The 25,605-nt window shown below is 61.9% G+C and carries 26 protein-coding genes; 11 read left to right on the forward strand and 15 right to left on the reverse strand.

Features of this window, described 5'->3' with window-relative positions; translation table 11 throughout:
- The first annotated feature begins 2 nt into the window (after window positions 1–2).
- The 3 genes from EKH80_RS15100 to EKH80_RS15110 all read left to right on the forward strand — a co-directional run bounded on the left by EKH80_RS15100 (window position 3) and on the right by EKH80_RS15110 (window position 4,992).
- Complete coding sequence (locus EKH80_RS15100) at window positions 3–1,034, forward strand: AI-2E family transporter (RefSeq protein ID WP_126685673.1); 1,032 nt, start codon at window positions 3–5, stop codon at window positions 1,032–1,034.
- A gap of 465 nt (window positions 1,035–1,499) precedes the next feature.
- On the forward strand, window positions 1,500–3,356 hold the full coding sequence (locus tag EKH80_RS15105; protein ID WP_126685605.1) for a PKD domain-containing protein: 1,857 nt from the start codon (window positions 1,500–1,502) through the stop codon (window positions 3,354–3,356).
- Between the two features lie 514 nt (window positions 3,357–3,870).
- The gene (locus EKH80_RS15110) at window positions 3,871–4,992 is read left to right on the forward strand and encodes a hypothetical protein (protein WP_126685606.1); all 1,122 of its coding nucleotides are present in this window, start codon (window positions 3,871–3,873) and stop codon (window positions 4,990–4,992) included.
- Between the two features lie 143 nt (window positions 4,993–5,135).
- Here EKH80_RS15110 and EKH80_RS15115 read toward each other — a convergent pair whose 3' ends face one another.
- Window positions 5,136–5,837, reverse strand: coding sequence for an NADPH-dependent F420 reductase (locus tag EKH80_RS15115; RefSeq protein WP_126685607.1), 702 nt, complete (start codon window positions 5,835–5,837; stop codon window positions 5,136–5,138).
- An 83-nt stretch (window positions 5,838–5,920) separates the two neighbouring features.
- Here EKH80_RS15115 and EKH80_RS15120 point away from each other — a divergent pair, with 83 nt between their 5' ends.
- Window positions 5,921–6,325 carry a winged helix-turn-helix transcriptional regulator gene (locus EKH80_RS15120; protein WP_126685608.1) on the forward strand — a complete coding sequence of 135 codons (405 nt, stop codon included), beginning with the start codon at window positions 5,921–5,923 and terminating at the stop codon, window positions 6,323–6,325.
- A gap of 12 nt (window positions 6,326–6,337) precedes the next feature.
- Here EKH80_RS15120 and bluB read toward each other — a convergent pair whose 3' ends face one another.
- Window positions 6,338–7,033, reverse strand: coding sequence for a 5,6-dimethylbenzimidazole synthase (gene bluB, locus EKH80_RS15125; RefSeq protein ID WP_126685609.1), 696 nt, complete (start codon window positions 7,031–7,033; stop codon window positions 6,338–6,340).
- A gap of 9 nt (window positions 7,034–7,042) precedes the next feature.
- On the reverse strand, window positions 7,043–9,022 hold the full coding sequence (locus tag EKH80_RS15130) for a UvrD-helicase domain-containing protein (protein WP_126685610.1): 1,980 nt from the start codon (window positions 9,020–9,022) through the stop codon (window positions 7,043–7,045).
- Window positions 9,023–9,165: 143 nt separating this feature from the next.
- On the opposite strand from EKH80_RS15130, the gene EKH80_RS15135 reads away from it, so the two are divergent.
- Together EKH80_RS15135 and EKH80_RS15140 are read left to right on the forward strand one after the other, a co-directional pair.
- Complete coding sequence (locus EKH80_RS15135) at window positions 9,166–9,798, forward strand: thymidine kinase (RefSeq protein WP_126685674.1); 633 nt, start codon at window positions 9,166–9,168, stop codon at window positions 9,796–9,798.
- 19 nt (window positions 9,799–9,817) lie between these two features.
- Window positions 9,818–10,585, forward strand: coding sequence for a hypothetical protein (locus EKH80_RS15140; RefSeq protein WP_126685611.1), 768 nt, complete (start codon window positions 9,818–9,820; stop codon window positions 10,583–10,585).
- A 59-nt stretch (window positions 10,586–10,644) separates the two neighbouring features.
- Here EKH80_RS15140 and mutM read toward each other — a convergent pair whose 3' ends face one another.
- From mutM to EKH80_RS15165, 5 genes are read right to left on the reverse strand one after another with little or no spacing between them, the layout of a single operon-like run.
- Complete coding sequence (mutM, locus tag EKH80_RS15145; protein WP_126685612.1) at window positions 10,645–11,472, reverse strand: bifunctional DNA-formamidopyrimidine glycosylase/DNA-(apurinic or apyrimidinic site) lyase; 828 nt, start codon at window positions 11,470–11,472, stop codon at window positions 10,645–10,647.
- Window positions 11,473–11,478: 6 nt separating this feature from the next.
- Window positions 11,479–11,973 (reverse strand): hypothetical protein, encoded by a 495-nt coding sequence (locus tag EKH80_RS15150; RefSeq protein WP_126685613.1) that lies wholly within the window; start codon window positions 11,971–11,973, stop codon window positions 11,479–11,481.
- Entirely contained in the window at window positions 11,970–13,295 is a 1,326-nt protein-coding gene (locus tag EKH80_RS15155) for a GldG family protein (RefSeq protein WP_126685614.1), read from the reverse strand. Before EKH80_RS15155 ends, EKH80_RS15150 begins: the two co-directional genes overlap by 4 nt.
- Window positions 13,295–14,080 carry an ABC transporter permease gene (locus EKH80_RS15160; protein ID WP_126685615.1) on the reverse strand — a complete coding sequence of 262 codons (786 nt, stop codon included), beginning with the start codon at window positions 14,078–14,080 and terminating at the stop codon, window positions 13,295–13,297. The genes EKH80_RS15155 and EKH80_RS15160 overlap by 1 nt, the downstream gene beginning before the upstream one ends.
- A complete protein-coding gene (locus EKH80_RS15165) occupies window positions 14,077–14,829 on the reverse strand; it encodes an ABC transporter ATP-binding protein (protein WP_126685616.1) in 753 nt (250 codons plus the stop codon). The genes EKH80_RS15160 and EKH80_RS15165 overlap by 4 nt, the downstream gene beginning before the upstream one ends.
- A 145-nt stretch (window positions 14,830–14,974) precedes the next feature.
- Here EKH80_RS15165 and EKH80_RS15170 point away from each other — a divergent pair, with 145 nt between their 5' ends.
- On the forward strand, window positions 14,975–16,168 hold the full coding sequence (locus EKH80_RS15170; RefSeq protein WP_126685617.1) for a DesA family fatty acid desaturase: 1,194 nt from the start codon (window positions 14,975–14,977) through the stop codon (window positions 16,166–16,168).
- 336 nt (window positions 16,169–16,504) lie between these two features.
- Here the strand turns inward: EKH80_RS15170 and EKH80_RS15175 are convergent, their stop codons facing one another.
- The 5 genes from EKH80_RS15175 to EKH80_RS15195 all read right to left on the reverse strand — a co-directional run bounded on the left by EKH80_RS15175 (window position 16,505) and on the right by EKH80_RS15195 (window position 20,990).
- Complete coding sequence (locus EKH80_RS15175; RefSeq protein WP_126685618.1) at window positions 16,505–16,921, reverse strand: thiol-disulfide oxidoreductase DCC family protein; 417 nt, start codon at window positions 16,919–16,921, stop codon at window positions 16,505–16,507.
- Entirely contained in the window at window positions 16,914–17,465 is a 552-nt protein-coding gene (locus EKH80_RS15180) for a DUF4166 domain-containing protein (protein ID WP_126685619.1), read from the reverse strand. The genes EKH80_RS15175 and EKH80_RS15180 overlap by 8 nt, the downstream gene beginning before the upstream one ends.
- A gap of 49 nt (window positions 17,466–17,514) precedes the next feature.
- Window positions 17,515–17,760 (reverse strand): hypothetical protein, encoded by a 246-nt coding sequence (locus tag EKH80_RS15185; RefSeq protein WP_126685620.1) that lies wholly within the window; start codon window positions 17,758–17,760, stop codon window positions 17,515–17,517.
- A gap of 141 nt (window positions 17,761–17,901) precedes the next feature.
- Window positions 17,902–18,810, reverse strand: coding sequence for a hypothetical protein (locus EKH80_RS15190; RefSeq protein ID WP_126685621.1), 909 nt, complete (start codon window positions 18,808–18,810; stop codon window positions 17,902–17,904).
- Complete coding sequence (locus tag EKH80_RS15195; protein WP_126685622.1) at window positions 18,810–20,990, reverse strand: M1 family metallopeptidase; 2,181 nt, start codon at window positions 20,988–20,990, stop codon at window positions 18,810–18,812. Before EKH80_RS15195 ends, EKH80_RS15190 begins: the two co-directional genes overlap by 1 nt.
- A 244-nt stretch (window positions 20,991–21,234) precedes the next feature.
- Between EKH80_RS15195 and EKH80_RS15200 the strand changes: the two genes are divergently transcribed.
- Together EKH80_RS15200 and EKH80_RS15205 are read left to right on the forward strand one after the other, a co-directional pair.
- Window positions 21,235–21,924 (forward strand): response regulator, encoded by a 690-nt coding sequence (locus EKH80_RS15200; protein ID WP_126685623.1) that lies wholly within the window; start codon window positions 21,235–21,237, stop codon window positions 21,922–21,924.
- Window positions 21,921–23,108, forward strand: a complete 1,188-nt coding sequence (locus tag EKH80_RS15205; protein ID WP_126685624.1) for a sensor histidine kinase — start codon at window positions 21,921–21,923, stop codon at window positions 23,106–23,108. The genes EKH80_RS15200 and EKH80_RS15205 overlap by 4 nt, the downstream gene beginning before the upstream one ends.
- Before the next feature lie 186 nt (window positions 23,109–23,294).
- Here EKH80_RS15205 and rpmG read toward each other — a convergent pair whose 3' ends face one another.
- Window positions 23,295–23,462, reverse strand: a complete 168-nt coding sequence (rpmG, locus tag EKH80_RS15210; protein ID WP_126685625.1) for a 50S ribosomal protein L33 — start codon at window positions 23,460–23,462, stop codon at window positions 23,295–23,297.
- Between the two features lie 13 nt (window positions 23,463–23,475).
- Window positions 23,476–23,712 (reverse strand): 50S ribosomal protein L28, encoded by a 237-nt coding sequence (gene rpmB / locus EKH80_RS15215; RefSeq protein WP_026635436.1) that lies wholly within the window; start codon window positions 23,710–23,712, stop codon window positions 23,476–23,478.
- Window positions 23,713–24,019: 307 nt separating this feature from the next.
- On the opposite strand from rpmB, the gene secB reads away from it, so the two are divergent.
- Entirely contained in the window at window positions 24,020–24,523 is a 504-nt protein-coding gene (secB, locus tag EKH80_RS15220) for a protein-export chaperone SecB (RefSeq protein WP_126685626.1), read from the forward strand.
- Window positions 24,524–24,545: 22 nt separating this feature from the next.
- A complete protein-coding gene (locus EKH80_RS15225; RefSeq protein ID WP_126685627.1) occupies window positions 24,546–25,571 on the forward strand; it encodes an NAD(P)H-dependent glycerol-3-phosphate dehydrogenase in 1,026 nt (341 codons plus the stop codon).
- Window positions 25,572–25,605: the final 34 nt, after the last annotated feature.

Consider the following 25,605-nt stretch of genomic DNA (forward strand, 5'->3'; position numbering starts at 1 on the left):
CCATGGATCGCCCTGTGTACGCAGCCCTTTCCTCTACCCGCGGCATTCGCATTGCCAGCTATGTATTGAGTGCCCTGGCGCTGGTGCTGGTGTTGAAGCTGCATCTTCTGCCGGCGCTGCTTGCTGGCCTGCTGGTCTACGAACTGGTCCACACCATGCGGCCGCTGCTGGGCCGGCGGATTTCCGGCGAGCGCGCGCGTCTGGTGGTCGTGACGGTGCTAGGCGTGGTGGTGGTCGGCTTGCTGACCTTGTTGATCGTTGCCTTGATCGGCTTCTTCCGCAATGAAATCAACAACCCCGCCATGTTATGGGAGCAGCAATTGATGCCGCTGGTGGAAAAGGCGCGCGCGCAGTTGCCGGCATCGCTTACCAACTGGTTGCCGGACAGCGTCGACGAATTGCGTGTGATGGCGCTGGATCTCACCCGCAAGCATGCGATGAGCCTGCAGAACGCCGGCAAGGAAACCGCGCGCGTGCTGGTGCACATCATTCTCGGCCTGGTGCTTGGTGCCCTGGTGGCGCTCAACCGCGCGCGTCCGCTGCATCAAGTAGGACCGTTGGCAGCAGCGCTGGGCGAGCGTTGCCACCATCTGGCTGCAGCGTTCCACCACATCGTGTTCGCGCAGATCAAGATCTCGCTGATCAATACCATCGCCAGCGGTATCTTCCTGCTCGGCGTGCTGCCGTTGATGGACATCCATGTGCCGCTGGCGAAAACCCTGGTGGTGGTCACCTTCCTCGCCGGCCTGCTGCCGGTGATCGGCAACCTCATCTCCAACACGGCCGTGACGATTGCCAGCCTGTCCGTGTCGATCTGGGTGGCGGCGGCGGCGCTGGCCTTCCTGATCGTGATCCACAAACTGGAGTACTTCCTCAATGCGCGCATCATCGGCGTGCAAATCCGCGCAAGGGCGTGGGAATTGCTGGTGGCAATGCTGGTGATGGAGGCAGCGTTCGGCTTGGCAGGACTGGTCGCCGCGCCGATCTACTATGCGTACTTGAAACGCGAGCTGGAACAGCAGCGTTTGATTTGAGTTTGCGGTACGCGTGAATCGCTGAGATAGCACACGATTCATGGAAAGAAATGCACGCTCGTTCGACAAGAATGCCCTACTAATTCGTGATGATGTCGTGACGAAAAATATCGTGAAGAAAAATTCACTTCTTTTAAAAGGATTTAATTTTTCACGCGCGCTATTTGTGAGACTTTTTCCGATTGCAATTGAAAATGCCCTAGGGTAGTTTGCCGCGGTTCGCCATTAGGGGTGACACATGGCGGGCGACTTTGTCAGGGATATGGGCCGAAGACTTCGGCCTGTAGTACGCAAGCATTCCTAATGTGTGCCCACAGGGAGCGGGAGGGGGCGGGCAACGCCAGGAATACGACGAAGCCTCTTTTTATAGGTGTGGAGCGAAACGTCAGTCCCGCTTGCGCGGAGATGCTGTGGTCCGGCGACCGCAGGGCGGGTCCTTTTGTTCTCTATAAATGAGGATACAAAATGTTCAAGCACAGGAAATACGGCCCGCTCAAGACGGCGGCCGTCTCTAGCTTGTTTGCGCTGGTCTCGGCCGGCGCTTTTGCGGCCGATAGCCAAACTGCGCCGCAAGTCAGCAATCCTTATTCGCCCGCGTATGGGCATGCTTACCGGCACGGCGTAGTGCCGACGCGTGAACAGCATGCGAAGATGAAGGCTTATTTGACGCAAATCGGTGCGGCGACCGGCCCTGAGACCTTGTCGTTTGGCGGCGGTATCGACGGCATCGGCGTCACCAGCGGCACGCCCAAGGTCTACCTGGTGTTCTATGGCAATCAGTGGGGCAGTTCGAGCACCGACAGCAACGGCAATCTGGCCTTTTCCAATGACCCCAGCGGCGCGGGTCCCTACCTGCAGCAAATGTTCAAGGGCCTGGGCACGGGTGGTGAATTGTGGTCGGGCACGATGACCCAGTATTGCGACGGGCCGTCGGTGGCAAGCGGTGCGACCTCTTGCCCGTCCGGCGCACCGTTGATCGGTTATCCCACCGGCGGTGCGCTTGCCGGCGTGTGGTACGACAATTCGCAAGCTTCGCCGGCTGCGGCAACCGGGGCGCAGCTTGCGCAGGAAGCCATCAACGCCGCGGCGCATTTCGGCAATACCACCGCGGCATCCAACCGCTACGTGCAGTACGTGATCCTGTCGCCCACGGGTGGCAATCCCGATAACTATCAGACGGGCGGCTTCTGCGCGTGGCACGATTACAACGGCGACCAGGGCGTAAGTTCGCCCTACGGCGACATCGCCTTCACCAACATGCCCTACGTGTCCGACCAGGGCAGTAGCTGCGGCGCGGGCTTCGTCAATGCCGGCAGCAACCTGGACGGCTTCTCGATCGTAAACGGTCATGAATACGCCGAAACGGTTACGGATCAGAACCCGGCGGGCGGCTGGACCAATCATCAGAGCGGAAGTTTCAGCGGACAGGAAAACGGCGACGAGTGCGCGTGGATCAGCTCGGGCCAAGGGGCCTCGGCCAACGTGAGCATGGGCACCGGTTCCTTTGCGATGCAAAGTACCTGGTCCAATGACACCAACCAGTGCGAAATTGCGCATCCGATCGTGGGTGGCGGCGGTGGCGGTGGCGGCACTCCTACGGCCAACTTCAGCGCCGTGACCAGTGGCCTTACGGCGAACTTCACCGACAGTTCCACCGACAGCGGCGGCAGCATCAACTCCTGGTCATGGACCTTCGGCGATGGTGGTACGTCCACCACGCAGAGCCCGTCGCATACCTATGCAGCAAGCGGCACGTACAGCGTGACCGAGACGGTAAAGGACAGTGTCAGCGGCAAGACCAGTTCGGCGACCAAGTCGGTCAGCGTGAGCAGCGGTGGCGGCTCGCAGCAATTGCTGGGCAATCCCGGCTTCGAAACCGGTGCCGCTTCGCCCTGGTCGATGACCGCCGGCGTACTCTGCAGCAATAGCGGTTGCCCGGGTGAAGTCGCCAACAACGGCCAATGGTTCGCATGGCTGGATGGCTACGGCACCACGCATACCGATACGGTGTCGCAGAAAGTTAGCATCCCGTCCGGCAAGAGCAGCGCCAACTTGCAGTTCTATCTGCATATCGATACGGACGAGACCACTACCACGGCTGCCCATGACACATTGAAGGTACAGTTGCTCAACAGCAGCGGAGCAGTGTTGGCGACGGTGGCAACATTCTCCAACCTCAACGCGGCATCGGGTTATCAGGTGCACAGCTATAACCTCAGCAAGTACATCGGCCAGACCGTGACCTTGAAGTTCACGGGTTCGGAAAACGCGTCTCTGCAGACTTCGTTTGTGCTGGATGACGTCACCTTGACGGTGCAGTAAGCACCAAACGCACCTCGCCCCGACGCGCGCTCATGCTGGCGTTCGGGGCGAGGTGCCATTCGTAGTGCTTGAAGCCAGTGCGCGTGCCCGGTGTCTTGCTCGATGTGTTGATGTCATTCTCGTGCAAGCTTTCATTCAGTCCGGGCACCTTCGCGAAGCGCTCGATTGCCATCCCATTCCATGATTGAATGGACGTCTAGACGTCTAGACGAGCCTTTCACAACATAATGGTTGCAATTGAAATTCCCCTGCGATAGGTTTTTGCGGTTCGCCATTGGGGATGTCATGCGGCGAACGACTTTGTCAGGGATTTAGGCCGAAGACTTCGGCTTATACGCAAAGCATTTCCAACGTCTGCCCGTAGGGACCGGGAGGGGGCGGGTAGCGCCGGAAATAAGACGAAGCCTCGTTTCAAAGATCAGGAGCGAAAAGCAAGCCCCGCTTGAGCGGCGTGCTGTGGCCTAGCGGCCGCAGGGCGGGTCCTTTTGTTCTCTGTATGAATGAGGATACAAAAATGTTCGAACACACGAAATACAGCCTGCTCAAGGTGGCGGCCATCTCCGGCTTGCTTGCACTGACGGCAGGCAGTGCTTTTGCGGCTCAAAATACCGAGTCACGAATCAGCAATCCCTATTCGCCCGCTTATGGGCATGCTTATCGCCACGGCGCCGTACCGACGCGTGCGGCTCACGCGAGAATGAAGGCTTATGCGGCGCAATTGGGTGCAGCAGCCTTGGGTTCGGCAACCGGTCCGAACACCTTGTCTTTCGGCGGCGGCATCGACGGTATTGGCGTCACCAGTGGCGCGCCCCAGGTCTACCTGGTGTTCTATGGGAGTGACTGGGGCAACGTGAGCACCGACGGCAATGGCGATCTGAACTTTGACAATGATCCCAGCGGGGCCGCTCCGTATCTGCAGGAGCTGTTCAAGGGGCTGGGTACCGGCGGGGAATTGTGGTCGGGTACGATGACCCAGTATTGCGACGGCCCGTCTGTGGCAACCGGGGCAACCTCTTGCCCGTCCGGTGCACCACTGATCGGCTATCCCACTGGTGGAGCGCTGGCCGGAGTGTGGTACGACAATTCGCAAGCCTCACCTGCCGCAGCGAGCGGTGCGCAGCTTGCGCAGGAAGCCATCAATGCCGCGGCGCATTTCGGCAACACCTCAGTCGACTCCAACCGCTATGTGCAGTACGTGATCCTGTCGCCCACCGGTGCCAATCCCGACAACTATCAGACGGGTGGTTTCTGTGCGTGGCATGATTACAACGGCGACGGCTCGTTGTCGGGTGGCCCGGTGTCATCGCCCTATGGCGACATTGCCTTCACCAACATGCCGTACGTGTCGGATCAGGGCAGCGGCTGCGGTGCGGGCTTCGTCAATGCCGGCAACAATCTGGACGGCTTCTCCATCGTGGAGGGCCATGAATACGCTGAAACGATCACGGACCAGAACCCGGCGGGCGGTTGGACCAATCCAGGCAACGGCCAGGAAAACGGCGATGAGTGTGCCTGGATCAGCTCGGGTCAGGGAGCGTCGGCCAACGTGAGCACGGGCACCGGTTCCTTTGCCATGCAAAGTACCTGGTCCAATGACACCAACCAATGCGAAATCGCGCATCCCGTCGTGCAGTGAGCTTGAAGCTCACCTGGGCTTAGGTTTGCTTTGCACTGGGTGACATCACTTTGATGCGGTACGCGCTAGCTGCACCTCACCCCATGGCGGGCATTTCGCTTGGGGTGGGGTGCCACTTCAAATCAGGGTGGCAGGTTTAGCCTCTACGGGGCATCCATTTGCAGCGAGAGTACGCCGATATGCTCATTCATCGTGCCCACCGCTTCGCCGACTAGTTGCGGATCGCGCACCTGGTGATACACGAAGCCCGCGTTGGTGCCGCCACCCGCTCCCAGTGCGATCCGTATATTGAGGTGCGCCATCGCTTCCAGATAACGCGCATTGTCCAGGTCGCCGGTCACCAACGGCGCAAAACCGGCATCGGTGGCGATGTTCGCCACGATCGTATTGGCCTGCGCATCGTCGCCGGCAATGAATGCCGTCACAGGATGTCCATCGCGATCCAGTCGTTGCACGGTCATGATGTCAGCGAAGACCGTATTGAATGCTTTGACGAGTCGTGCCTGCGGCAGTACCGCCGACAAGATTCGTGCGGCTGAGCCCACCGAACCCAGAGGTAACGGCGACCAGTCGTCTTGCAACGCGTTGGTGGCATCCACCACGATCTTGCCGCGCAGTAGAGGTTCCAGCGGCGCTAGCACCTGGGCGCAGGCTTGATAGAGGATGGCGATGATGACCACATCACCGTGCTGCGCAGCTGCCGTAATGCTGTCCACGCGATAGCGTGCATCGCTGCGCACCCTGGCTGGATCGCGCAGGCCGACTACTACGTCGTGGCCGGCGTCAGCCAACAGATTGCCCAGGTTTCCGCCGAAGTTGCCGCCGCCCAGTAATGCGATTTTCATAGGCTTGTCCTTGCGTGATGTGCGATGGACGGCATCATGGCACCATGCTTCCCATCGTCAATTAGGTACCCGAAAGTAACCATATGGCCAAGAAGATCGTGCTGCCTCCCGATGCCTTCCTGGATGTATGCCCTTCGCGCAACGTACTGGCGCGGGTGGGGCAGAAGTGGACAGTGCTGGCAATGGTGGCGCTGCACGCAGAGCCGATGCGTTTTGGCGACGTCAAGCGCCGCTTGCAAGGCGTCTCGCAGAAGATGCTTACGCAGACTTTGCGCGCCATGGAGCGCGACGGCCTGGTGGAGCGGCGGCTTTACGATGAACGTCCGTTGCGCGCGGAATATGCACTGAGCCCGTTGGGGCGCGCTTTGTTGCCGCTGGTGGCGGCGTTGAAATCCTGGGCGGAAGAATCGCTGCCCGCGGTCGAGGCGAGTAATCGTGCCTACGATCGCAAGCTGGCGCGAAAGCACGCGCGAGTGCATGGCCTGTAGGCTGGAATCAGTCTACAGGCTGCGTAAGGCTGTTATCAGCGCATCGTTCTCCACGGCGTCTTCCCACGTGTTTGCGTGCAGCAGCTGCTCCAGCGGCAGGCGAGAACGCCAGCCGGCGATTTCCAGTTCGGGTTTTGGCAGGAATTCGCTCACATAGCCCAGGCACAGATAGGCCAACGGATAAACCTGCGCAGGGAGTCGCAAGGTTTCCGCCAGACGCGCCGGGTCGACGATGCTCACCCAGCCTACGCCGATACCCTCGGCGCGTGCCGCCAGCCACAGGTTCTGCACGGCCAGGCAGGTGCTGAACAGGTCGGTATCCAGCATCGTATTGCGGCCGAGCACGTGCAGCCCGCCACGCTGGCGGTCGCAGGTGATGCAAAGATTGATCGGGCTTTCGACGATGCCTTCCAGTTTCAGCCGCCGGTACTGCGCTGCGCGATCGCCGGAGTAATTGCCGGCCGCCTGCGCATTCGCCTCCTCGTACAGCGACTTCACCGCTCGCTTCACATCGAGGTGGTCGATGAGGATGAAGTCCCACGGCTGCATGAAGCCCACCGAAGGGGCGTGATGCGCGGCCTCAAGCAGACGGGCAAGTACCTCGGGGGCAATCGGGTCGGGCAAAAACTGTGAACGTACGTCGCGTCGCTCGTGGATGGCGCGATACAGCCCTGCACGCTGTTCGTCGGTAAAACGATGGTCATTCATTCTGAAGCCTCAAGGGCCGGCCAGCATCGCGGCGATCTTCGCCATATGCGATTCGGCCGTTTCACGCACCGCTTCCTTGTCGGCTTCCGGATCCTTGCCTTCCCAATGCAGATCCTCTTGCGGCAATTCCTGCAGGAAACGGCTGGGCTGGTTGTTGTGGATTTCGCCGTAGCGTTTGGTCCGGGCCGACCATGACAAGGTGAGCAAATCCTTGGCGCGAGTGATGCCTACGTACATCAGGCGGCGCTCCTCCTCGACGCGGCCTTCGTCGATGGCCGCGTCGTTCGGCAGCGTGCCGTCTTCGCAGCCGACGATGAACACGAAGCGGAACTCCAGGCCCTTCGCCGCATGCAGGGTCATCATGCGCAAGGCATTGCCGGGTTCGTCGCGGTCGGCGTGGCTAAGCAAGGCAAGCTGCGCGGCAAGATCCCCTGCACTGTTGCCTTTCTGCATGGCGCGGAACCAGTCGGCCAGTTCGCGCAGATTGCCCAGGCGACGATCACGCAAGGCGACATCCTGCGTGCCGGCGGCGATGTGTGCCGCGTACTGGGTACGGGTCAGCACGCGGTCGACCAGGTCGGCCGCGCTTTCGTGCAGCGAAGCACTGCGGAATTCGTCCAGCAACTCCGAGAAAGACGCGAGCGCAGCGGCGGGGCGCGGGCTCAGCTGGCGCAATACGCTGTCGCTGCGCGTGGCTTCCAGCAGCGAGCAATGCTTGGTTTGTGCGATCTGGCCCAGTTTTTCCAGCGTGGTCGCGCCGATCTCGCGCTTGGGTACGTTCACCACGCGCAGGAAGGCGGCGTCATCGCTGGGATTGGTAAGCAGGCGCAGGTAGCAAAGCAGGTCCTTCACTTCCGCGCGGTCCAGAAACGACAGTGCACCGGTGAGGTGATAGGGCACGCGCGCCAGCCGCAGCGCTTTTTCCAGCGGACGCGCCTGGAAATTGCCGCGATACAGGATCGCCATGTCGTGCCAACGGACCTTGTGCTTTTCCGCCAGCGTAGCAATCATGCCGGCGATGCGTTCGGCTTCGTGCTCGGCCTCCTTGCATTCGATCACGCGGATCGGCGCGCCTTCCGGATGTTCACTCCACAGTTTCTTGGTGTGCAGGTGCGGGTTGTTGGCGATCAACGTATTGGCGGCGCGCAGGATGCGCCGGCCGCAGCGATAGTTCTGCTCCAGCTTGATCACGCGTAGGCTGGGCCAGTCCTTGCCCAGCTGTTCGATGTTCTCGGGATTGGCGCCGCGCCAGGCGTAGATTGACTGGTCGTCGTCACCCACGCAGGTGAAGCTGCCGCGGTCGCCCGCCAGCACTTTCAACAGCCGGTACTGCGCATCGTTGGTGTCCTGGTATTCGTCCACCAGCAAGTAGCGCAGGCGTTCGCGCCAGATGCTGCGGCATTCCTCGTCACTTTCCAGGATGCGCAGCGGCAACCGGATCAAGTCATCGAAATCGACCGCGTTGAACACGGCAAGGCGTTGCTGGTAGAGCTGGTAAATCGTCGCCGCTTCCAATTCGCGCGGACTGCGCGCGGCGGCCAGCGCTTCCTCCGGCGACAGGCCGCCGTTCTTGGCGCGGCTGAGCAGGTTGCGCAGCCCGAACAGCACGTCAGGCTTGATCCCCTTGGGTGCCAATTCCTTGACGATGCCCTCGCTGTCGTCCGCGTCCAGTACGGAAAAGCCGCGTCGCAATCCTGCGCGTGCATGCTCCATTTGCAGGAATTTCAAGCCCAGCGCGTGGAAAGTGCAGACGGTGAGTGCTTGCGCATCGTCCGCGCTCACCAGCTTGCCAACACGCTCACGCATCTCGCGTGCGGCCTTGTTGGTGAAGGTGATGGCGGCAATCCGGGATGCGGCAAGCTTGTGGCGCTGCACCAGATGCGCAATCTTCTGCGTGATCACGGAAGTCTTGCCGGAGCCGGCGCCCGCGAGCACCAGCAGCGGGCTGTCGACGTGTTCGACGGCGGCCAGTTGTTGGGGGTTGAGCATGCGTCGGTCGGATCGGTCAGCTGGGCGCAGCGCGAAGAGTGATCGTAGCAAACCCCGGGGCGCCCGAGCAGGCTTGCATCGCAACCGGCACGATGGCAGCGGACCGGGTTACCATGCACCCCTCCGTACGCGCGTCCACCCGAATGGCCAAGTTCTATTTCTATTATTCGTCGATGAATGCCGGCAAGACCACCAACTTGCTGCAAAGCGCCTACAACTACCATGAGCGCGGCATGCGCACCCTGATTCTCACGCCGGCGCTGGACAATCGCTATGGCGAGGGTGTGGTGGCGTCACGCATCGGCTTGCGCTCGCAGGCCGAGCGGTTCACGGCTGAAACCGATCTGCTCGCCGTGGTGCGCGCGGATATCTCGGCGCATGGCGACTTGCATTGCGTCTTCGTGGACGAGGCGCAGTTCCTGAACAAGGCGCAGGTCTGGCAGCTCAGCGATGTGGTCGATCTGCTCAACATTCCCGTGTTGGCCTATGGGCTGCGCACGGATTTCCGTGGCGAACTATTCGAGGGCAGCCGCTACCTGCTGGCCTGGGCGGACAGCCTGGAAGAGATCAAGACCATCTGCCACACCGGCCGCAAGGCCACCATGGTGGTGCGCGTGGACGAGCAGGGGCGGGCGATCACCGAAGGGCCTCAGGTTGAGATCGGCGGCAACGAGCGCTATGTCTCGGTGAGCCGGGCCGAGTTCAAGAAAGTCACTCAGGGACAAGGCCGCATCGAGCTGAAGCAGCCCGGCCTGCCGCTGGAACCAAAGCACTGATCCGCCCCAAGGAACAAGCATGAGCAACCCGGTAACGTATTTCCCGGCCTGGCAGCGCCCGCATTGGCAGCCCAGTGACGAGGAAGTCATCCTGCAGTTCTACGTGTTCGGCAAGTTCGAGCCGACCCGCGTGCCGTCTGTCCGGTATGGCAGCGACGGCCTGCCGGAAGAGGTGCAGCTGTCCAGCCACCACCATCATGTGCTGCGTGAGTGGGAGGGCTATCCGCTGAAAGAGCCGCTGGGCGACCTGTTCAGGCACGACTCGCCGGACACCTACGAGAAGGCGCTGGCCACGCCGCAGGTGCTCGTGCTGCACGGTCGTTTCAAGGACCAGCCCGATACCGGCTATCTGCGCGATACCTTCGGCGTGCTGGCGGGGCTACTGGACATCGGCGGCGTGGCGATTCTCGATCCGCAGATGCTGACGCTGTTCGACGCGGACGAGTGGCGCGATCGGTACCTGGTCAAGGATGGCGCGCCCTTGCGCAATCACGTGTTGATTCTGCGCGACGAAGACGAAGCTGGCCGCTATTGGATCCATACGCGGGGCATGCGTAAGTTCGGCCGCGCGGACATCAGTCTGCGCAATGTGCCGCAAGCGGATGTCGACCGTGCCGGCGCACTTTGCCAGCGGCTGGTCGAACTGGAGGCGCTGGGCGCGCACTTCGTGCAAGGCCAGGCGCTGGAGGTGGACGGTATTTTCGGCGGATTGGTGGCCGAGCTGGGTGGTGGTTACGACGATCCGCAGTTCAACAACACCTTCGTGGCATTTCACTGGCCCGACTGAGCGGAATGATAGCCCCGGCTTTGTTGCGTCATTTCTGATGCTGGGATTGTCATCCCAGCCTACTTTTGGCACTTCGGACACCAGAACGTCGAGCGTTGTCCGATCACTTGCTGGCGGATGGCGCTGCCGCAAACCTTGCATGGCTCGCCATCGCGTCCGTACACGAACAGCTCGCGAAAGAAATAGCCCGGCGCACCGTCGGGATTGAGAAAGTCGCGCAGGGTCGTGCCGCCGCGTTCGATCGCCCACGCCAGGATGCGTTTCACTTCCCCTGCCAGGCGCTGATGGCGTGCACGCGACACGCTGCCGGCCGGCCGGCGCGGATCGATGCCGGCGGCAAACAGCGCTTCGCTGGCGTAGATGTTGCCAACGCCCACCACGATCGCGTTATCCATCAGGAACAGCTTCACTGCCGCCTTGCGGCCGCGTGAGCGTTGCCACAACAAGTCGCCATCGAAAGCATCGGTAAGAGGTTCGGGCCCGAGATCGGCCAGCAATTCGTGCACGGTGCCGGGTGCCTGCCAAAGCAGGCAGCCGAAGCGGCGCGGGTCGGTGAAGCGCAGCAGGCGCGCACGTTCGCCCTGCAATGGTTCCAGTGCGAAATCGAAATGGTCGTGCGTGCCGGGCGGTACATCCGGCGGCAGCACGCGCAACACGCCGGTCATTCCCAGATGTATCAGCGCGCTGCCGGCATGCGTGTGCAGCAGCAGGTACTTGGCGCGGCGTTCCACTTCATCGATGCGCTGGCCGGGCAGCAGCTCGGTGATCTCGCGCGGAATCGGCCAGCGCAGATCTGAACGCCGCAGCGTGACACTGGCAATGCGCCGGCCGATCAGGTGCGGCGCGATGCCTCGCCGGGTGGTTTCGACCTCGGGCAGCTCAGGCATTAAGGACTATTCCGCCTGGATGGATGCGCTTTGCGCGGAGCGCGGCATGTAACGCAACGAAACGATACCTACGCGCTCGCCTGCCTGCACATAGACATTGTGGCCGATGGCGGTCATGGCACCGAAGCGCAAGGTTTCGTCGTCAAGTTCCAGTCGGGCTTGCGGCGGCGCCAGGCCGATCTTCGCCAGGTCGTAGCCACTTGCGGGTTGCCAGCTCTGTACGGGAGCCGCGGCGATGCCCAGCAGCCCGGTCAGGCGCTTGTCATCGGCGCGCGTGGGTGTCGCCTGGCCGTCAAGCCACCAATGCTCGCCGCGCTTCACATACTGCTCGGCGGGCGCACTACCTGTCTGCAGGGTTACGCGCGTGATCCGGTCGGGAGCAAGCGGCAGCAGCGTACCGGGCGCGGAAGCCTGGTCGCTATGGATCTGCCACCACGCGGCGATGAGTAGTGCAGTCACTGCGCCCAACAACCACCATTGACGTCGCCATGCGCGCTTCATGCACGCCGCCTGCGCCATGCAATCAAGCCGCCGATCACCAGCAGGACCAGCGGCATGACCAGCATGTAGCCGATCGTCAGCGCGCTCAGCTCGCCTTGCGACACCGCCAGGACCCGATCCGGCGCACCGCGTGCCGGCATGCTGATGAGCTGGTCATCGCCCAGCAGCCAGTTGAAGACGCGCTCGCCCAACGCGCGGTTGCCGCCATTGCCGAGATAGCTGTTGGACAGAAAATCGCCGTTGCCGATCACTGCCACGCGCTGCTCGCTGCGCGCCGGACTGGGCGAGAGGCGGCTGAAGGCGAAGCCGAAATCGAGCGGTCCCTTCAATGGCGTGGCCGCATCGCCATTCAACGATTGCGTGGTGGCCTGTGGACTGGAACGCAGGAACGGCTCGACCTTCCAATCGCTCTTGCGCACTTGCGCCAGCGGGGCCACTTCCGGAAACAGCGTGGTGAGCGTGAAGCCGTGCGCGATCATGCCGGGCGGGTAGTCACCCAGCGCGATCATGCGCGGGTCCTTCAGCCCCTGCGCCGAGGACGATGCATCGACCAGCTCACCCGGCAGTACGCGGATGCCGAGTGCATCGGCAAGGGGCTGTAGTCCTGGATCCAGATTGCCGGGGTCGACCAGCCACAGCAGGTTTCCACCATTGGCGAGGTAATCGGTCAGTGCCTTGGTGGTGCCTGGCTCGAGCGGCGCCTGTGGGCTGGCCAACACCACCAGGTCGGTTTGCGCGGGCACGCCGGTCACTTGCGAAAAATTCAGCGGCACGGCGCGCATGCCGCTTTGCTCAAGCTGCGTGACGAAGGTACCCAGATCTGCATTGGCGACGCCATCTGCGCGTCGCTCGCCGTGTCCGGTCATGAAGGCGACGATGCGGTCATTGCCGCGCACCAGGCGTTCCAGCGCATCGGTAAGACTGCGTTCGGTCAAGGTGTCCAGCCGCTGTTGGCGATCGTGGTAGTGCAGGATCAGTTCGCCATCGACCGTGATGCCGAGATTGCGCATGGCCACCGGATCCTGTTGCGGATCGACGAAACTCAGGTGCAGGTCGGGCTTGGCTTTTTGGTAGCGCTGCAGGGCGGCGGCGACCGTCTGGCGCAGGTCGCCCTGTGGGCTTGCATAGCTGACGACCTCCACCGGGCCGTCGAATTTCGCCAGCACGGCGCGCGTTTCCGGCGACATGCTCTTGCGGCTGTTGTAAGTCCAGTCGGCGGCGTGGTCGTGGCGTGCGGTGAGAAAACCGATGGCACCCGCGCCGAGCAGCACTAGCAACGCAAACAACCAGCCGTTGAAACGACGCATGAGGGAGACGTTCATCAGCCGCGCTCCCCCTCGGCAGCAAGGCGCCGGATGCCGAGCGCCAACGCTACGCCGATCGCCAGCAGGAACCACGTCACGTCCGTGCTCGATACCAGTCCACGCAGCAGATTTTCCTGATGCGTGCTCATCGCAAGCCAGTTGATGAAGCCGATGTTGATGCCGGCGAGCTGGGCTCCGAGATTTACGCAATTGAGTGCCAGTCCGAACATGAAAGCCGTCACGGCGGCGACTGCCGAATGCGAGGCGAACGCTGAACACGCAACGCCGATGGCGGCGAGCACGGCCAATGCAAGAAAGGTTCCCAGTGTGGCGGCACCGAGCATGCCCCAATCCAGTGTCACGCCATGGGCAAGACTCACCGGTACGGCCAGTGCGAACAACAGCCACAGCGCCAGCCAGGTCAGCACGGCCAGATATTTGCCCAGCAGGATGCTCGCAGGCGAAAGCCCGGTCGAAAATAACAGCGGCAACGTGCCCGCGCTGCGTTCGCTGGCCAAGCTGGACATCGTCAACAGCGGCACCAGCAACAACGCAAGTTCGATCAGGCCGAACGGCAAGGTGCTGCCGGTGATCAGGCTGCTCAGCAGGCGAACCGCCACCAGGTCGGTATAGCCCGGGCCGTCCGGCAGGGCGGCAAGCTTCACCTGGTTGAGCAGGAATATTTGCAACAGCAGAGCGAAACGCCAGCCGAGTTCCGCCAGCGCGAGGGCGGCGATGGTCCAGCCGAGCGGGCGCACGAACAGGCGGCGCAGTTCCAGCCGCGTCACAGCGAATAAGGTCATGCGGCTTGGGCCCTGCCGTGCATGGCGATGTCGAAGAAGGTTTTTTCCAGGGCGGCGTGCTGATCGGCCGGGAGCGGTGCGTCGTAGCGCAGCACACCTTCATGCAGGACCGCCACACGGTCGCACACGGCCGTCACCTCGCTCAGCTGGTGCGTGGACAGGATCACCGCGATGCCCTCTGCGGCCAGGTCGCGCAGCAGCTTGCGCAGCGCGACCACTTGCACCGGATCGAGCGCATTGGCCGGTTCGTCCAGCACCAGCAGGGCGGGGCGGTGCAGCAGGGCGCAGGCCAGTCCCAGGCGTTGGCGCTGGCCCTGCGACAAAACGCCCGCCAGGCGGCGCGACATATCCTTGAGCTCCAGCCGTTCGAGCACCGCATCGCCGGCTTCCTTCAGCCGGGCGCCGGTGAGGCCTCGCAAGCGGCCATGGGCGTTCAGATGTTCGCGCAGGGTCAATTCCGGCCACAGCGGGGCAGCTTCCGGCAGCCAGCCGATGGCCTGTCGCGCCAGTTCAGGATGCTCGAGAAAGTCCCGGTCCTGCAGGCGGATGGCCCCGCTGTCAGGCCGGAGCGCCCCAGCGATCAAGCTCAGGGTCGTGGACTTGCCAGCCCCGTTGACCCCAAGCAGCCCAAGGATCTGCCCGGCATGGAGGCGTAGCGAGAGATCGCGCACGGCCGGCCGGCCGGCCCGGCTGCGGCTGACCTGTTCAAGTTGCAGTACGGGAGGTAAAGCTGGCTTAGGCGCGTTCATTGCATGATTGTCGGGGTGACCCCATCCCCCACACAACCGTTTAACGTCACGGTTTAACGGGAGTCCAAGTGATAGGGTTGTACCATGCTGGTGGGTACGGACGCCCTCGACTAGACTGCTTTTTCCCCTCCAGGACCTTTCCACAATGCTCGATGCAGTGTTGCAATTCCTTTCCGGTGGTGTGGCCCACGCCGGGTGGGTGGCGATGCTTGTCTACCTGCTGGTAGTCACGCAGATCACCATTTTCACGGTCACCCTCTATCTGCACCGCTGCCAGACGCATCGCGGCGTCGACCTGCATTCGTCCATTGCGAATTTCTTCCGCTTCTGGGGCTGGCTCACCACCGGCATGGTGACCAAGGAGTGGGTGGCTGTGCACCGCAAGCACCACGCCAAGGTGGAAACCGAGGAAGATCCGCATAGCCCGCAGATCTACGGCATCAAGAAGGTGTTCTGGGATGGCGTGTCGCTGTACCGCGACGCCAGCTATGTGAAGGAAGACCTGGAAAAGTACGGCCGCGGCACGCCCGACGACTGGATCGAGCGCAAGCTTTACACCGCGCATCCGTATTGGGGGCCGGCCCTGATGCTGATCATCGATGTCACGCTGTTCGGCGTGATCGGTGCCGCCCTATGGGCGGTGCAGATGGCCTGGATTCCGTTCTGGGCGGCTGGTTTCGTCAACGGCATCGGCCACTGGTGGGGCTACCGTAATTTCGAAAGCTCCGACACGGCCACCAACCTGCTGCCGTGGGGTTTCTGGATCGGCGGCGAAGAGCTGCACAACAACCATCACGCGTTCCCGAGCTCGGCCAAGTTCGCGCTGCGCAAATGGGAATTCGACATCGGCTGGGCGGCCATTTGCGTGCTGCGCAAGCTGGGGCTGGCCAAAGTGTTGCGTGTAGCGCCCACGCTGGACATGCGCCCCAATGTGCACCTGCCGGATGCGGAAACCCTGAAGGCCGTGCTCACCCATCGCTTCCAGGCGATGACCGACTACTACCGCAACGTGATCGTGCCGACCCTGCGCGACGAAGCGCAGCATGCCGGCGAAGGCATCAAGTCCATTCCGCGCCGCCTGCGCCGTGCCTTGGCCGACGGCGGCCGCTGGCTCGACGGCGAGAACCGCGAGCGCATGCAGGATGTACTGGCCAAGCGCCCCATGCTCAAGACGGTGTGCGAATTCCGCAACCGCCTCGCCGAACTGATGGAGCAGCGCGGTGCCGACCAGGCGCTGAAGGGCCTGCAGCAGTGGATCGTCGAAGCCGAGCAGAGCGGCATCCGTGCGCTGCAGGAGTTTGCGCAGCGCTTGAAGGGATATTCGGTGGCGGCAGGCTGATCGGGACGCCAAAAAGGATGAACAAAAAAAGCCCGTCTTGCGCAAGACGGGCTTTTTCATTTTGTCTACCGTGCCTGTGGTGAATAGTGAAAGGCTCAGATTGGGTCTAATTAGCTTTGATAACCGTGGGGCTATGTTGGTCTCAGAACGGATAGATCCTGCGACTCGCACGCAGTTGCAAATACCTCAAAATCTTTCGCGGGCACCGTCGCCAGAGCAGTGTAAATATCTTGCATATCACCGCGAGAAATTTTTTCCCGAGGCTCGTAGGCTGGGATGACAATCCCAGCTTTGTGGCGGTTGCCGGATGCTGGGATGGTCATCCCAGCCGACTGGTTACGAGATGAAACGGGAGCGCTGCTCCAGGGTCGGCACAAAGCACTGCTCGCTGCGGCCGAACAGCTTGTAGCGGTGGCGTGCCACGAAGCGATAGGCCACGTCCCGAATGGGGCGTGGGACCGACAACATCATGACGCTCAGCCAGTGCCAGCGCCGATGGGGCAACCCGCGCAACACGCGGGCAATGGCGGTGGTATCGGTATAGCCGTGGCCATCTTCGACCAGCAGCATGGATAACGGCGAATCCGGATCGAGGCCATGTGTCTGCAACAGACGCCGACCGTTCTGTGATTGCATCGAGGCGAACCGGTAACGGCCTTCGCGATCGTGCTCAAGCAGAAAACGCACCCAGCGGCTGCACAATAGGCACACGCCGTCATAGACAACCACGGGAAATGACGCCGTTTCAGTCATCGGTAACGATCTCCAGCCAGCCCCGGTAAGCCACCAGTCGGCCTATCCATGGTAACCGGGTGTCGATGCGAAACGCGTAACGACCGTCGTGTTCGCCGCTGTGCGACAGCACTGTGCCCAGCCAGAGACGTGGCACGCGCACACCCAGCATCCATGCACCGTTCAAATGCCACGTCACACCGTGGGCATCGGGCACTAGTTTGAAACGTAGTGTGATGGGGCCGAGCCGTTCCAGCAGGTGCGAGGCGGTTGCATCGTTGCGTAGTGTCGATTGCATGCGGCCTAGCGCAAAGCGACGTTTCCAGGTTTCGCTGCTGCCGCTGCGTTCGATGCATACCTCCAAGGCTTGCTCCGGCGCGGGATGAGGCAAGCCCAGCAAGCGCCGCAAAGCTCGCAAGACCAGGTTGTTATCGCCTTCCACATCAGCAAGGCCACGCGCTATCACGCGCGCGTCGGCGCCATGCAAGCGACGGACTGGTTCGGGTAGGCTGCGCCAGGCTGTTTGGCCAAGCAGGCTGGGAAAAAGTCCCTCACCTGTGTTCATGCTCTTTCCGCCAGGACTTCGAGCGCGTATGTACGCTCAATGACCCAGTCTATACCGTGAGCTTTGTCAGTTCATCATCCAGCCATGCACGCAGGGCGGGGTCGCGCACTTCAAATAATTCAAACAGGCCCAGCGCCCGCAATGCGGGCAATTGGGCCATGAGCTTGGGTTCCATCGAGCACAGCACGGGCTCCGGAGTGGCTGGGTCCAGCATCTGATGAGCGCAGGCGACAAAGGTCTCAAGGGGGCACAAGCAGTAAGCGTGTTCCAATTTGATCGGCTCAGCCACGGACATGCAGTCATCCTCTAGAATTCAGCGCGTCATCAGCAGCGCAACGCGCTGCCAATGTCCAACCAACAAACCTATTGGGCGCCCTTGGGGCGGCCGGGCAGGAACGTCTCCAAGCCTTCAAGTCGCCCGCTCAGGCAGCACCTTTCACTGATGTTCCGACTGCTGCTGCATCGGTACCAGCGTGCGAGCCACGTCGGCCAGTGCAAACAAACGCGCCGTCCGCATCCAGCCGATAGCCAACACGATCAGCTGGTTGAGTGCCAGCGCCAACAGAAGGCCGGACAGGCCAAATGCGGTGACGCGAATACGCGCAACACTGAATAGGGATACAAGTGCAGTGCCCGCCAGCGTCACGGCCAGATAGAACAGCAGCGTCTTCCAGGGGCGACGGAAGAGTTGTCGGAGGCCACGCCATAACGCACACATTGCCGAACGCAGCGCCACATCGGCAATGAACGCCGCGCGCGCCGACTCCACGATCGACTGAATCAATACGAACACGAGCAGAGCGATGCCACGCATCGCATTTGAATACACGTCGACTTGCGATTCCAGCATGGCCGTCTCGGCATACTTATCTGCCCTATGCGAGCTTCCCACTGCAACCGCAACGACCAGCGCATACGGAAGCAGCGACCAAAGCATGAGCAGGAACATGCGGCCGTATTCGAGCAGGCCATTATGCAGGAGCTCACCGAAGCCGAGTACTCGTCCTGCCCTGCCGCTCCCAACGATCATTCCATCCAGAAAGGGCGACAACAGCAAAGTCAGCGCAAGGCCGATGATTGCCGCCACACCGAACCATTCGGCGTGGTCGGCCAAGGCAAAAATCACATCGGTGAACATCATGGCGCTGAAGTGTCGCGCCCACTCGGCTGCATGCGTCGAACCATCGAGCAGGCCGCTCAGCATCCGCCACAACGGCAAAGTAACCACGGTGGCGGGTATCAGCATGATTACCAACCACACCGCGAGCAGCCGCCACTGCACAGCCGCGACCATGGTGGACAAAAGCCCGCCAAAGCCGGCGGAGCGAGGTACGTCGTAGGCCATCACAATGTCACCAGCAAGGAGTAGAAAGTCTGCAGCAGGGCCGCTGCATCGGCCGTCCAGCGCCTGGACGCAGCGCCATTAGGCCTGCTGGTCAGGCTGTTGTTGAGCCGGTCGTAGTCGAGGTAGTTATGCCCTTCGGGATCCAGCTCGGCCGAGACGGCCTTGCTGGGTTTCACGAAGTCGAAGCGTGCCCAGCGGCGACCATCGTCCCATGTCACGTCTTCGTGAGTGCCATCTTCAAAGGTGACGCGCAGCAGCTCGGGTGTGGGCGCGCCATGGCGAACCAAGGTGATGGTGCTGTGCCATGCAAAGGGTCCGGATTCCTTCGGCTGCGCCTGGGGGTGAGCTTTCTTCCAATCTTCACGCTCTCTATCGATCTGCCTTTCCAGGTCAACCGCAACCACCTCGGTCTTCTTGTCGTCTTTCCAGCAGACGCCGGCCTGAGGCAGCTCTTCAAAACTATCGATGGATGAGATGCCATCTTCCATTACGCCCGTGCCATACACATAGGGGTTGAAGATGGCATCGACGTCTTTCGCGTCGCCCGAGCTATCGATCAAGGCGGCGCGAAAGTCCGCAACGGACGGATGACGAAAACGCCAGCGCTGGTAATACAGGCGGAACGCCTTTTCCAGCGCCGGGCGTCCCAGTCGTTGTTCCAGGTCGTGCAGGGCCGTTGACGCGCGCGTATACACCGTAAAGTAGCTGAAACTGGACATGCGGTCCCAGCTGTTCTGCGCCAGGGGATCATGCGGGTGCCTGAGCATCGCGCCAAGACGCTCGAACTCGAAGCCGGTGAGATGGGGCGTAATGCCCAGCCATTTGGTGAAGGGCGTGGCCAGCACGTAATCCTCATGGCGCTCGCCCAGCATTCGCATATCCCAGAATTCATTGAGGCCCTCGTCGAGCATGGGTTCTTCAAATTCATTCGAAGCGAGAATGCCGTAGAAGTAGCCGTGGCCGAATTCGTGGATGTTCACGATGTCTGAGGCCATCTGCGTCCAGGTATCGGGTTCAACGTACTGATAGGCTTCAGTCGTAGTGAAAGTCGGATACTCCATGCCACCGGCCTCGACCGCGTTGTAAGGCGGAACCACCACCGTGAGCGTGTCGTACGGATACGCGCCCAAGGTTTTGGAGAAGTAGCCGAGCGCATCGATGTTCGCCTTCAAGCTCGGCGCCGCGCTGGCCTCGTATTCCGGCGGATAGATCACCCGCACGGCTACCTTGGGGCTGCCCGGACCGGCATAGGTGCCATCCAGTGTTCGGTAACCCTTGGCGGCGACCCACGCAAAGTCATGGACGTCGCCTTGCACGAAGTGATAGGTCGTCCTGCCGCCTTTTTGCGCCAGCGTGCCTCGCAATTGACCGACCGCACCGACGGTGTAGTCGCTGGGCACCGTCAGATTGACGTCGTACAAACCAAAGTCGGCGAAGAACTCGCTGTTGAAGTGAAACTCATGGACGTTCCAGCGCACCTGCGTGGCGCCGCGTTCGCCCGCTAGCTCAAGCACGCCGATCTTGGGAAACCATTGCCCGACCAGATTGAAATCGCCCCACCAGCCGGTACGCGCGACCACACGCGGCAGCTGGCTGACAAAGTCGATATCCAGCACCAACGTGCCAGCGGATGGCACCGGTTGCGCCAGGTCGATACGCACCACGGTCTGGTCGGTTTCAGGGCCGCCATCGGGATGCACGAAGCGCCAGGTCAATGCAGCGCCGTCCTGTTGCACGTGCTGCAGACGAATCCAGCCCCATTGTCCTTCTTTCAGCGCAGCCAGGCCGCGCGAGCTGGCATGAGCGGTCTGCACATTGCGCTCGGTAAAGAAGGTGCTTCCCTCGTTCTGGAAGGCATTGAGATAGAGATGCAAGTAGACGCTGCGCACTTCGCGATCACTACGATTGCGCCAGGTCATGTGTTCCTTGCCGGTGACGGCATGCCTGGCAGCATCAAGATCCGCGTGGATGGTGTAGCTCACCACGCGATCGGATAGCGTCGGCTCCTTGCCGCTACGTTCGCCACCCCAGGCGTTGGGTGCACTTTGCTGCGTAATGATGGTGTTGTGCGCCGGTGCAAAGAGAATATCTTGCATCGCAGCGGGTGCGGTCTGCAGAGCGCTGGCCTGGCACGACCACGCAATCGCCAGGATCGCGAACCACGATGTGCATCTACCCATGACAGACCTCATTAGCGCCTGCCTGACAGGTGATTGTGCAGCCTGCGCAGGGGATGCCGATGGAGCATCGGCCAGAGGACATGGCGGCAGGGCAGGGCTCGTCGGCAGGTGCGCGATTCGATTTCCTGAAATCTGTAGCATCATCTATCGGTCGGTGAGTCCCGTCTTGATCGATAGACTGAGGGAGCAGTTTCAAGGTTGACTCGGGGAATTTTCAAGATTTGATCAAGAACGCCAAACTGTGATGAATGCAAAGAAAGTCCTGGTGGTCGAAGACGATGCGGACAGTGCCAGCATTTTGGAGGCGTACTTGCGCCGTGACGGGTTCGATGTGGGGCTTGCCGGTGATGGCCTGCGCGCCATTGAGGTGCACGCGCATTGGAAGCCGGACCTGGTCTTGCTGGATGTCATGCTTCCCAGGCTCAGCGGCATCGAGGTGCTGTCGTCCATTCGCCGTACCAGCAATACGCCCGTGATCATGGTCACGGCCGTTGGCGATGAGCCGGAGAAACTTGGCGCGCTGCGCTATGGCGCCGACGACTACGTGGTCAAGCCCTACAACCCCAAGGAAGTCGTGGCACGTGTCTACGCCGTATTACGGCGTTCCGTTTCCTACCAGCCTTTGAGTGAGCGACTGCGCCACGAGCAGCTTGTAGTGGATGCCACCGCCGTTACCGCAAGCATCGAGGCCGGCAACGGTCAATGTACGCCCATCGAACTGACGCCGACCGAATTCAATCTTCTGGTCACGCTGCTGAAAACGCCGCATAAGGCGTTTACACGCGGCGAATTGCTGGAAGCCTGTCTGCCCGACAGCGATGCCCTGGAGCGCGTCGTCGACACCCATATCCACAATCTGCGGCGCAAACTGGAAGTCCATGGCATTACCGGCGTGCTGGTGACCGTGCGCGCCATTGGGTATCGCTTCCGATGAAATGGGCCCTGCCGCGTCGTGGCAAATCGATGCCCCTGTTGTGGTGGCTGGGACTTCGCATGAGCGCCCTCGCAGCGGGGGCGGTCGTCGTCATCGCCTTCAGCATGTGGCTGCGATACGTGATCTGGGATGCCATGATGCTGCGTGCGCTGCCACCCGATGCGCGTCAGCAAATGCAGCAATGGCTGGCAAGTCCACGCGGCCACGAACAACAGTTGTGGCGGCTGCTTGCCCGCTATTACGACGTTGTCGATTTCCTGCCCGGCCTGACCAACCGCGACTGGCTCGTTCTGGCGGCGCTTGTGCTTGGCTCGGTCCCGGTGATTGTGCTGTTCGGCCTCATCTATTCGCGTCCGTTGTCGCGCCAGTTTTCACATGTCGTCGGGGCCGCCCATCGGGTGGCCGACGGAGACTTTTCCGCGCGTGCGTCGTTGGTACAGGGCGCTCCTGGTGAATTGTCGCGCCTGGCGGTGGACTTCAACAGCATGACCGCCAAATTGCAGCAGTACGAGCGCGAAATCCGTGAATCGAGTGCCATGCTGGCCCACGAGTTGCGCACGCCGCTGAATGCGGCCATGGGGCGTGTCCAGGGCATGCTCGAGGATGTATTCCCGCGCGACGCGGAACAGCTTGTGCTGATCCAGCGGCAATTGGAGCAAATCAATCGTCTGGTCGGCGACCTGCATTTCCTGTCGATGGAGCGAGCAGGACAGCTGCCGTTGGAAAGGGAGGATTTCTCGCTCGCGGACCTCGTACAAGAGCGCCTGACGTGGGCGTCACTGCAATTGAAGGATGCAGGTATGGCCGTGACGTGCCACGTGCCTGCCGACACGCGGATCAACGCCGATCGGGACCGCATTGGGCAGGCACTATCCATCCTGATCGACAATGCAGTCCGATATGCCGCATCGGGAAGACAGCTGCACATCGAGGTCATGCAGTCTGCGGCCGGCACATCCATCGCTGTCACCGATCACGGACCTGGTGTGAGCGATGAACATCTGGCCCGCATGCAGGATCGGTTTTGGCGTGCTGATCATTCGCGTGCCCGCCATTTGGGCGGAAGCGGCCTCGGCCTGGCCATCGCTTCGGCCATATGTCAAAGCCACGGCGGCGCGTTGGAGATGACACGCGGTTCCGAGCGCGGGATTCGCGCACGAATCAGGTTTCCGGTCAGCGGATAGCCTCAGCCTGTCATCAAAGACCGTCGTGCGACGGTACGCCCGGCCCAAACAAAAAAAGCCCGCCTTACGGCGGGCTTCCTGGATCTCGGCCTTCGCCGGGATGACCTGCCTGGAACAAAAAAGCCCGCCTTGCGGCGGGCTTTCCTGGATCCCGGCTTTCGCCGGGATGACCTGCCTAACGGCAGGTCACTTGATCTTGCCTTCCTTGTAGATCACGTGCTTGCGCACGACCGGATCGTATTTCTTGAACTCGAACTTTTCCGGGGTGTTCTTCTTGTTCTTCTGCGTGGTGTAGAAGTGGCCGGTGCCGGCCGACGAGATCAGGCGGATCTTGTCGCTCTTGCTCTTGGACATGGCTCAACGCTCCTCAGATCTTTTCGCCGCGGGCACGCAGGTCGGCAATCACGGCCTCGATGCCCTTCTTGTCGATGGTGCGCAGCGCCTGGTTGGAGACGCGCAGTTTCACCCAGCGGTTTTCGCTGGCAACCCAGAACCGGCGCTCATGCAGGTTGGGCAACCAACGGCGGCGGGTTTTGTTGTTGGCGTGCGAGACGTTATTGCCGGTCTGCACACCCTTTCCGGTGACTTGGCATACACGGGCCATGATGACCTCCGTAGATTTGTAGACCGCCCGTTGGCCAGGGCGACATCGGCCCAGCGGCGCTTTGCGCCACGCGATGCTGGAGGGTATTGCTTCCGCCTTGAGTCGTGAGGTCCGCATCGCGTCGCGGACATGCCCGGAGGCCGGGTCGACTCATGGCGAGCCGTGCATTATCCAGCAAAAACAGCCGGATGTGCAATCCATAGCCACGTTGACGGCTTTTGCCCACATGGCGGCAGGCGGGGATGTATGGAACAATTCCCCACCTTTGCGCCTGTGCGCCTTAGCTTATCGAACCCGAGGGATACCCATGGCAGACATCACCGCCAACGGCCTGGCCACAGGCTCGGCCAGCCAACCGCAGCTCGTGCTGCAGAAGATCTACGTCAAGGACGTGTCCTTCGAGGCGCCCAATGCGCCGCAGATTTACCAGGAAATCGGCGAGATCACCGAGGCCCCGCAGGTGCAGCTCAACCTGTCCCAGCGCGCCACCGGCCTCGGCAACGACCTCTACGAAGTCGTGCTCACCCTGACCCTTACCTGCACCATCAACGAGCGCACCGCCTACCTGGCGGAAGTGCACCAGGCTGGCCTGTTCGGCATTGCCGGCTTCAGTGAAGCCGAGCAGGCCGGCATCATCGGCAGCTACTGCCCGAACCTGCTGTTCCCGTATGCCCGCCAGGTGATCTCCAGCCTGGTGCAGGAAGGCGGCTTCCCGCCGTTCCTGCTGCAGCCGATCAATTTCGAGGCTCTGTACGCCGAGCAGCAGCGCCGCACGGGCGCGAGCGGCGAGGCGCCGACGCTCAACAGCTGAAGCCGCGAACAGGCCTGAAAACATGACCGACCAGCCGATCCTGGCTGTCCTCGGGGCTGGCTCCTGGGGCACGGCCTTGGCCACGCTGGCCGCGCGCAATGGCGTTCCCACCCGCTTGTGGGGACGCGATGCGGCGGCTCTGGCGGAGATGGCCGCCAGCCATCGCAATCAGCGCTACCTGCCGGATCTGGAACTGCCAGCCGGACTCGCCTTCGAGCCTGATCTGGCCAAGGCAGTGCATGGTGCTACCACGGTATTGATCGTGGTGCCCAGCCATGCGTTCGCGCAAATGCTCGGCGAGCTCGTGCCATTGCTCGGTCCGGACACCAGCATCTCCTGGGCGACCAAAGGCTTCGAGCCTGGCACCGGGCGGTTCCTGCATGAACTGGTGGCCGAAAGGCTGCCGGGTCGGGCCGCCGCGGTGCTTACCGGCCCGTCGTTCGCACGCGAAGTGGCGGCCGGCATGCCCAGTGCGGTGACGGTGCACTCCGAGCATGAGGCGTTCGCGCAGCGGCTTGCCGACTTGTTGCACGCCCCGAACTTCCGTGTGTACACCGGCAACGACGTGCTGGGTGCGGAATTGGGTGGCGCGATGAAGAACGTGCTGGCGGTTGCCACCGGGGTGGCCGACGGCATGCGGCTCGGCCTGAACGCGCGCGCGGGCCTGATCACCCGCGGCATGAATGAGATGCTGCGACTGGGCGTGGCGCTGGGCGCGAAACCGGAGACGCTGATGGGCCTGTCCGGCCTCGGCGACCTGGTGCTGACCTGCACCGGTGATCTTTCGCGAAACCGGCGCCTGGGGCTTGCGTTGGGGCAAGGCGTCGGCATCCATGAAGCGGTGGCGCAGATCGGCCAGGTGGTCGAAAGCATGGTCACCGCCAACGAAGTCGCGCGTCTTGCCGACAAGCACGGGCTGGACCTGCCGATCAGCAAGGGCGTGCGCGCCGTGCTGCGTGGCGAGGTCACGCCGGTCGAAGGCATGAAGGCGCTGATGGCGCGCGAGCAGAAGCCGGAATACCCGCAGGGCTTGTTCGGAACGCATTGAAGAAAGGTTTTTGGGATGGTCTGAAAAAATCCGT

It is taken from the genome of Dyella choica (genome assembly GCF_003977665.1).
GTDB classification, from domain to species: domain Bacteria; phylum Pseudomonadota; class Gammaproteobacteria; order Xanthomonadales; family Rhodanobacteraceae; genus Dyella_B; species Dyella_B choica.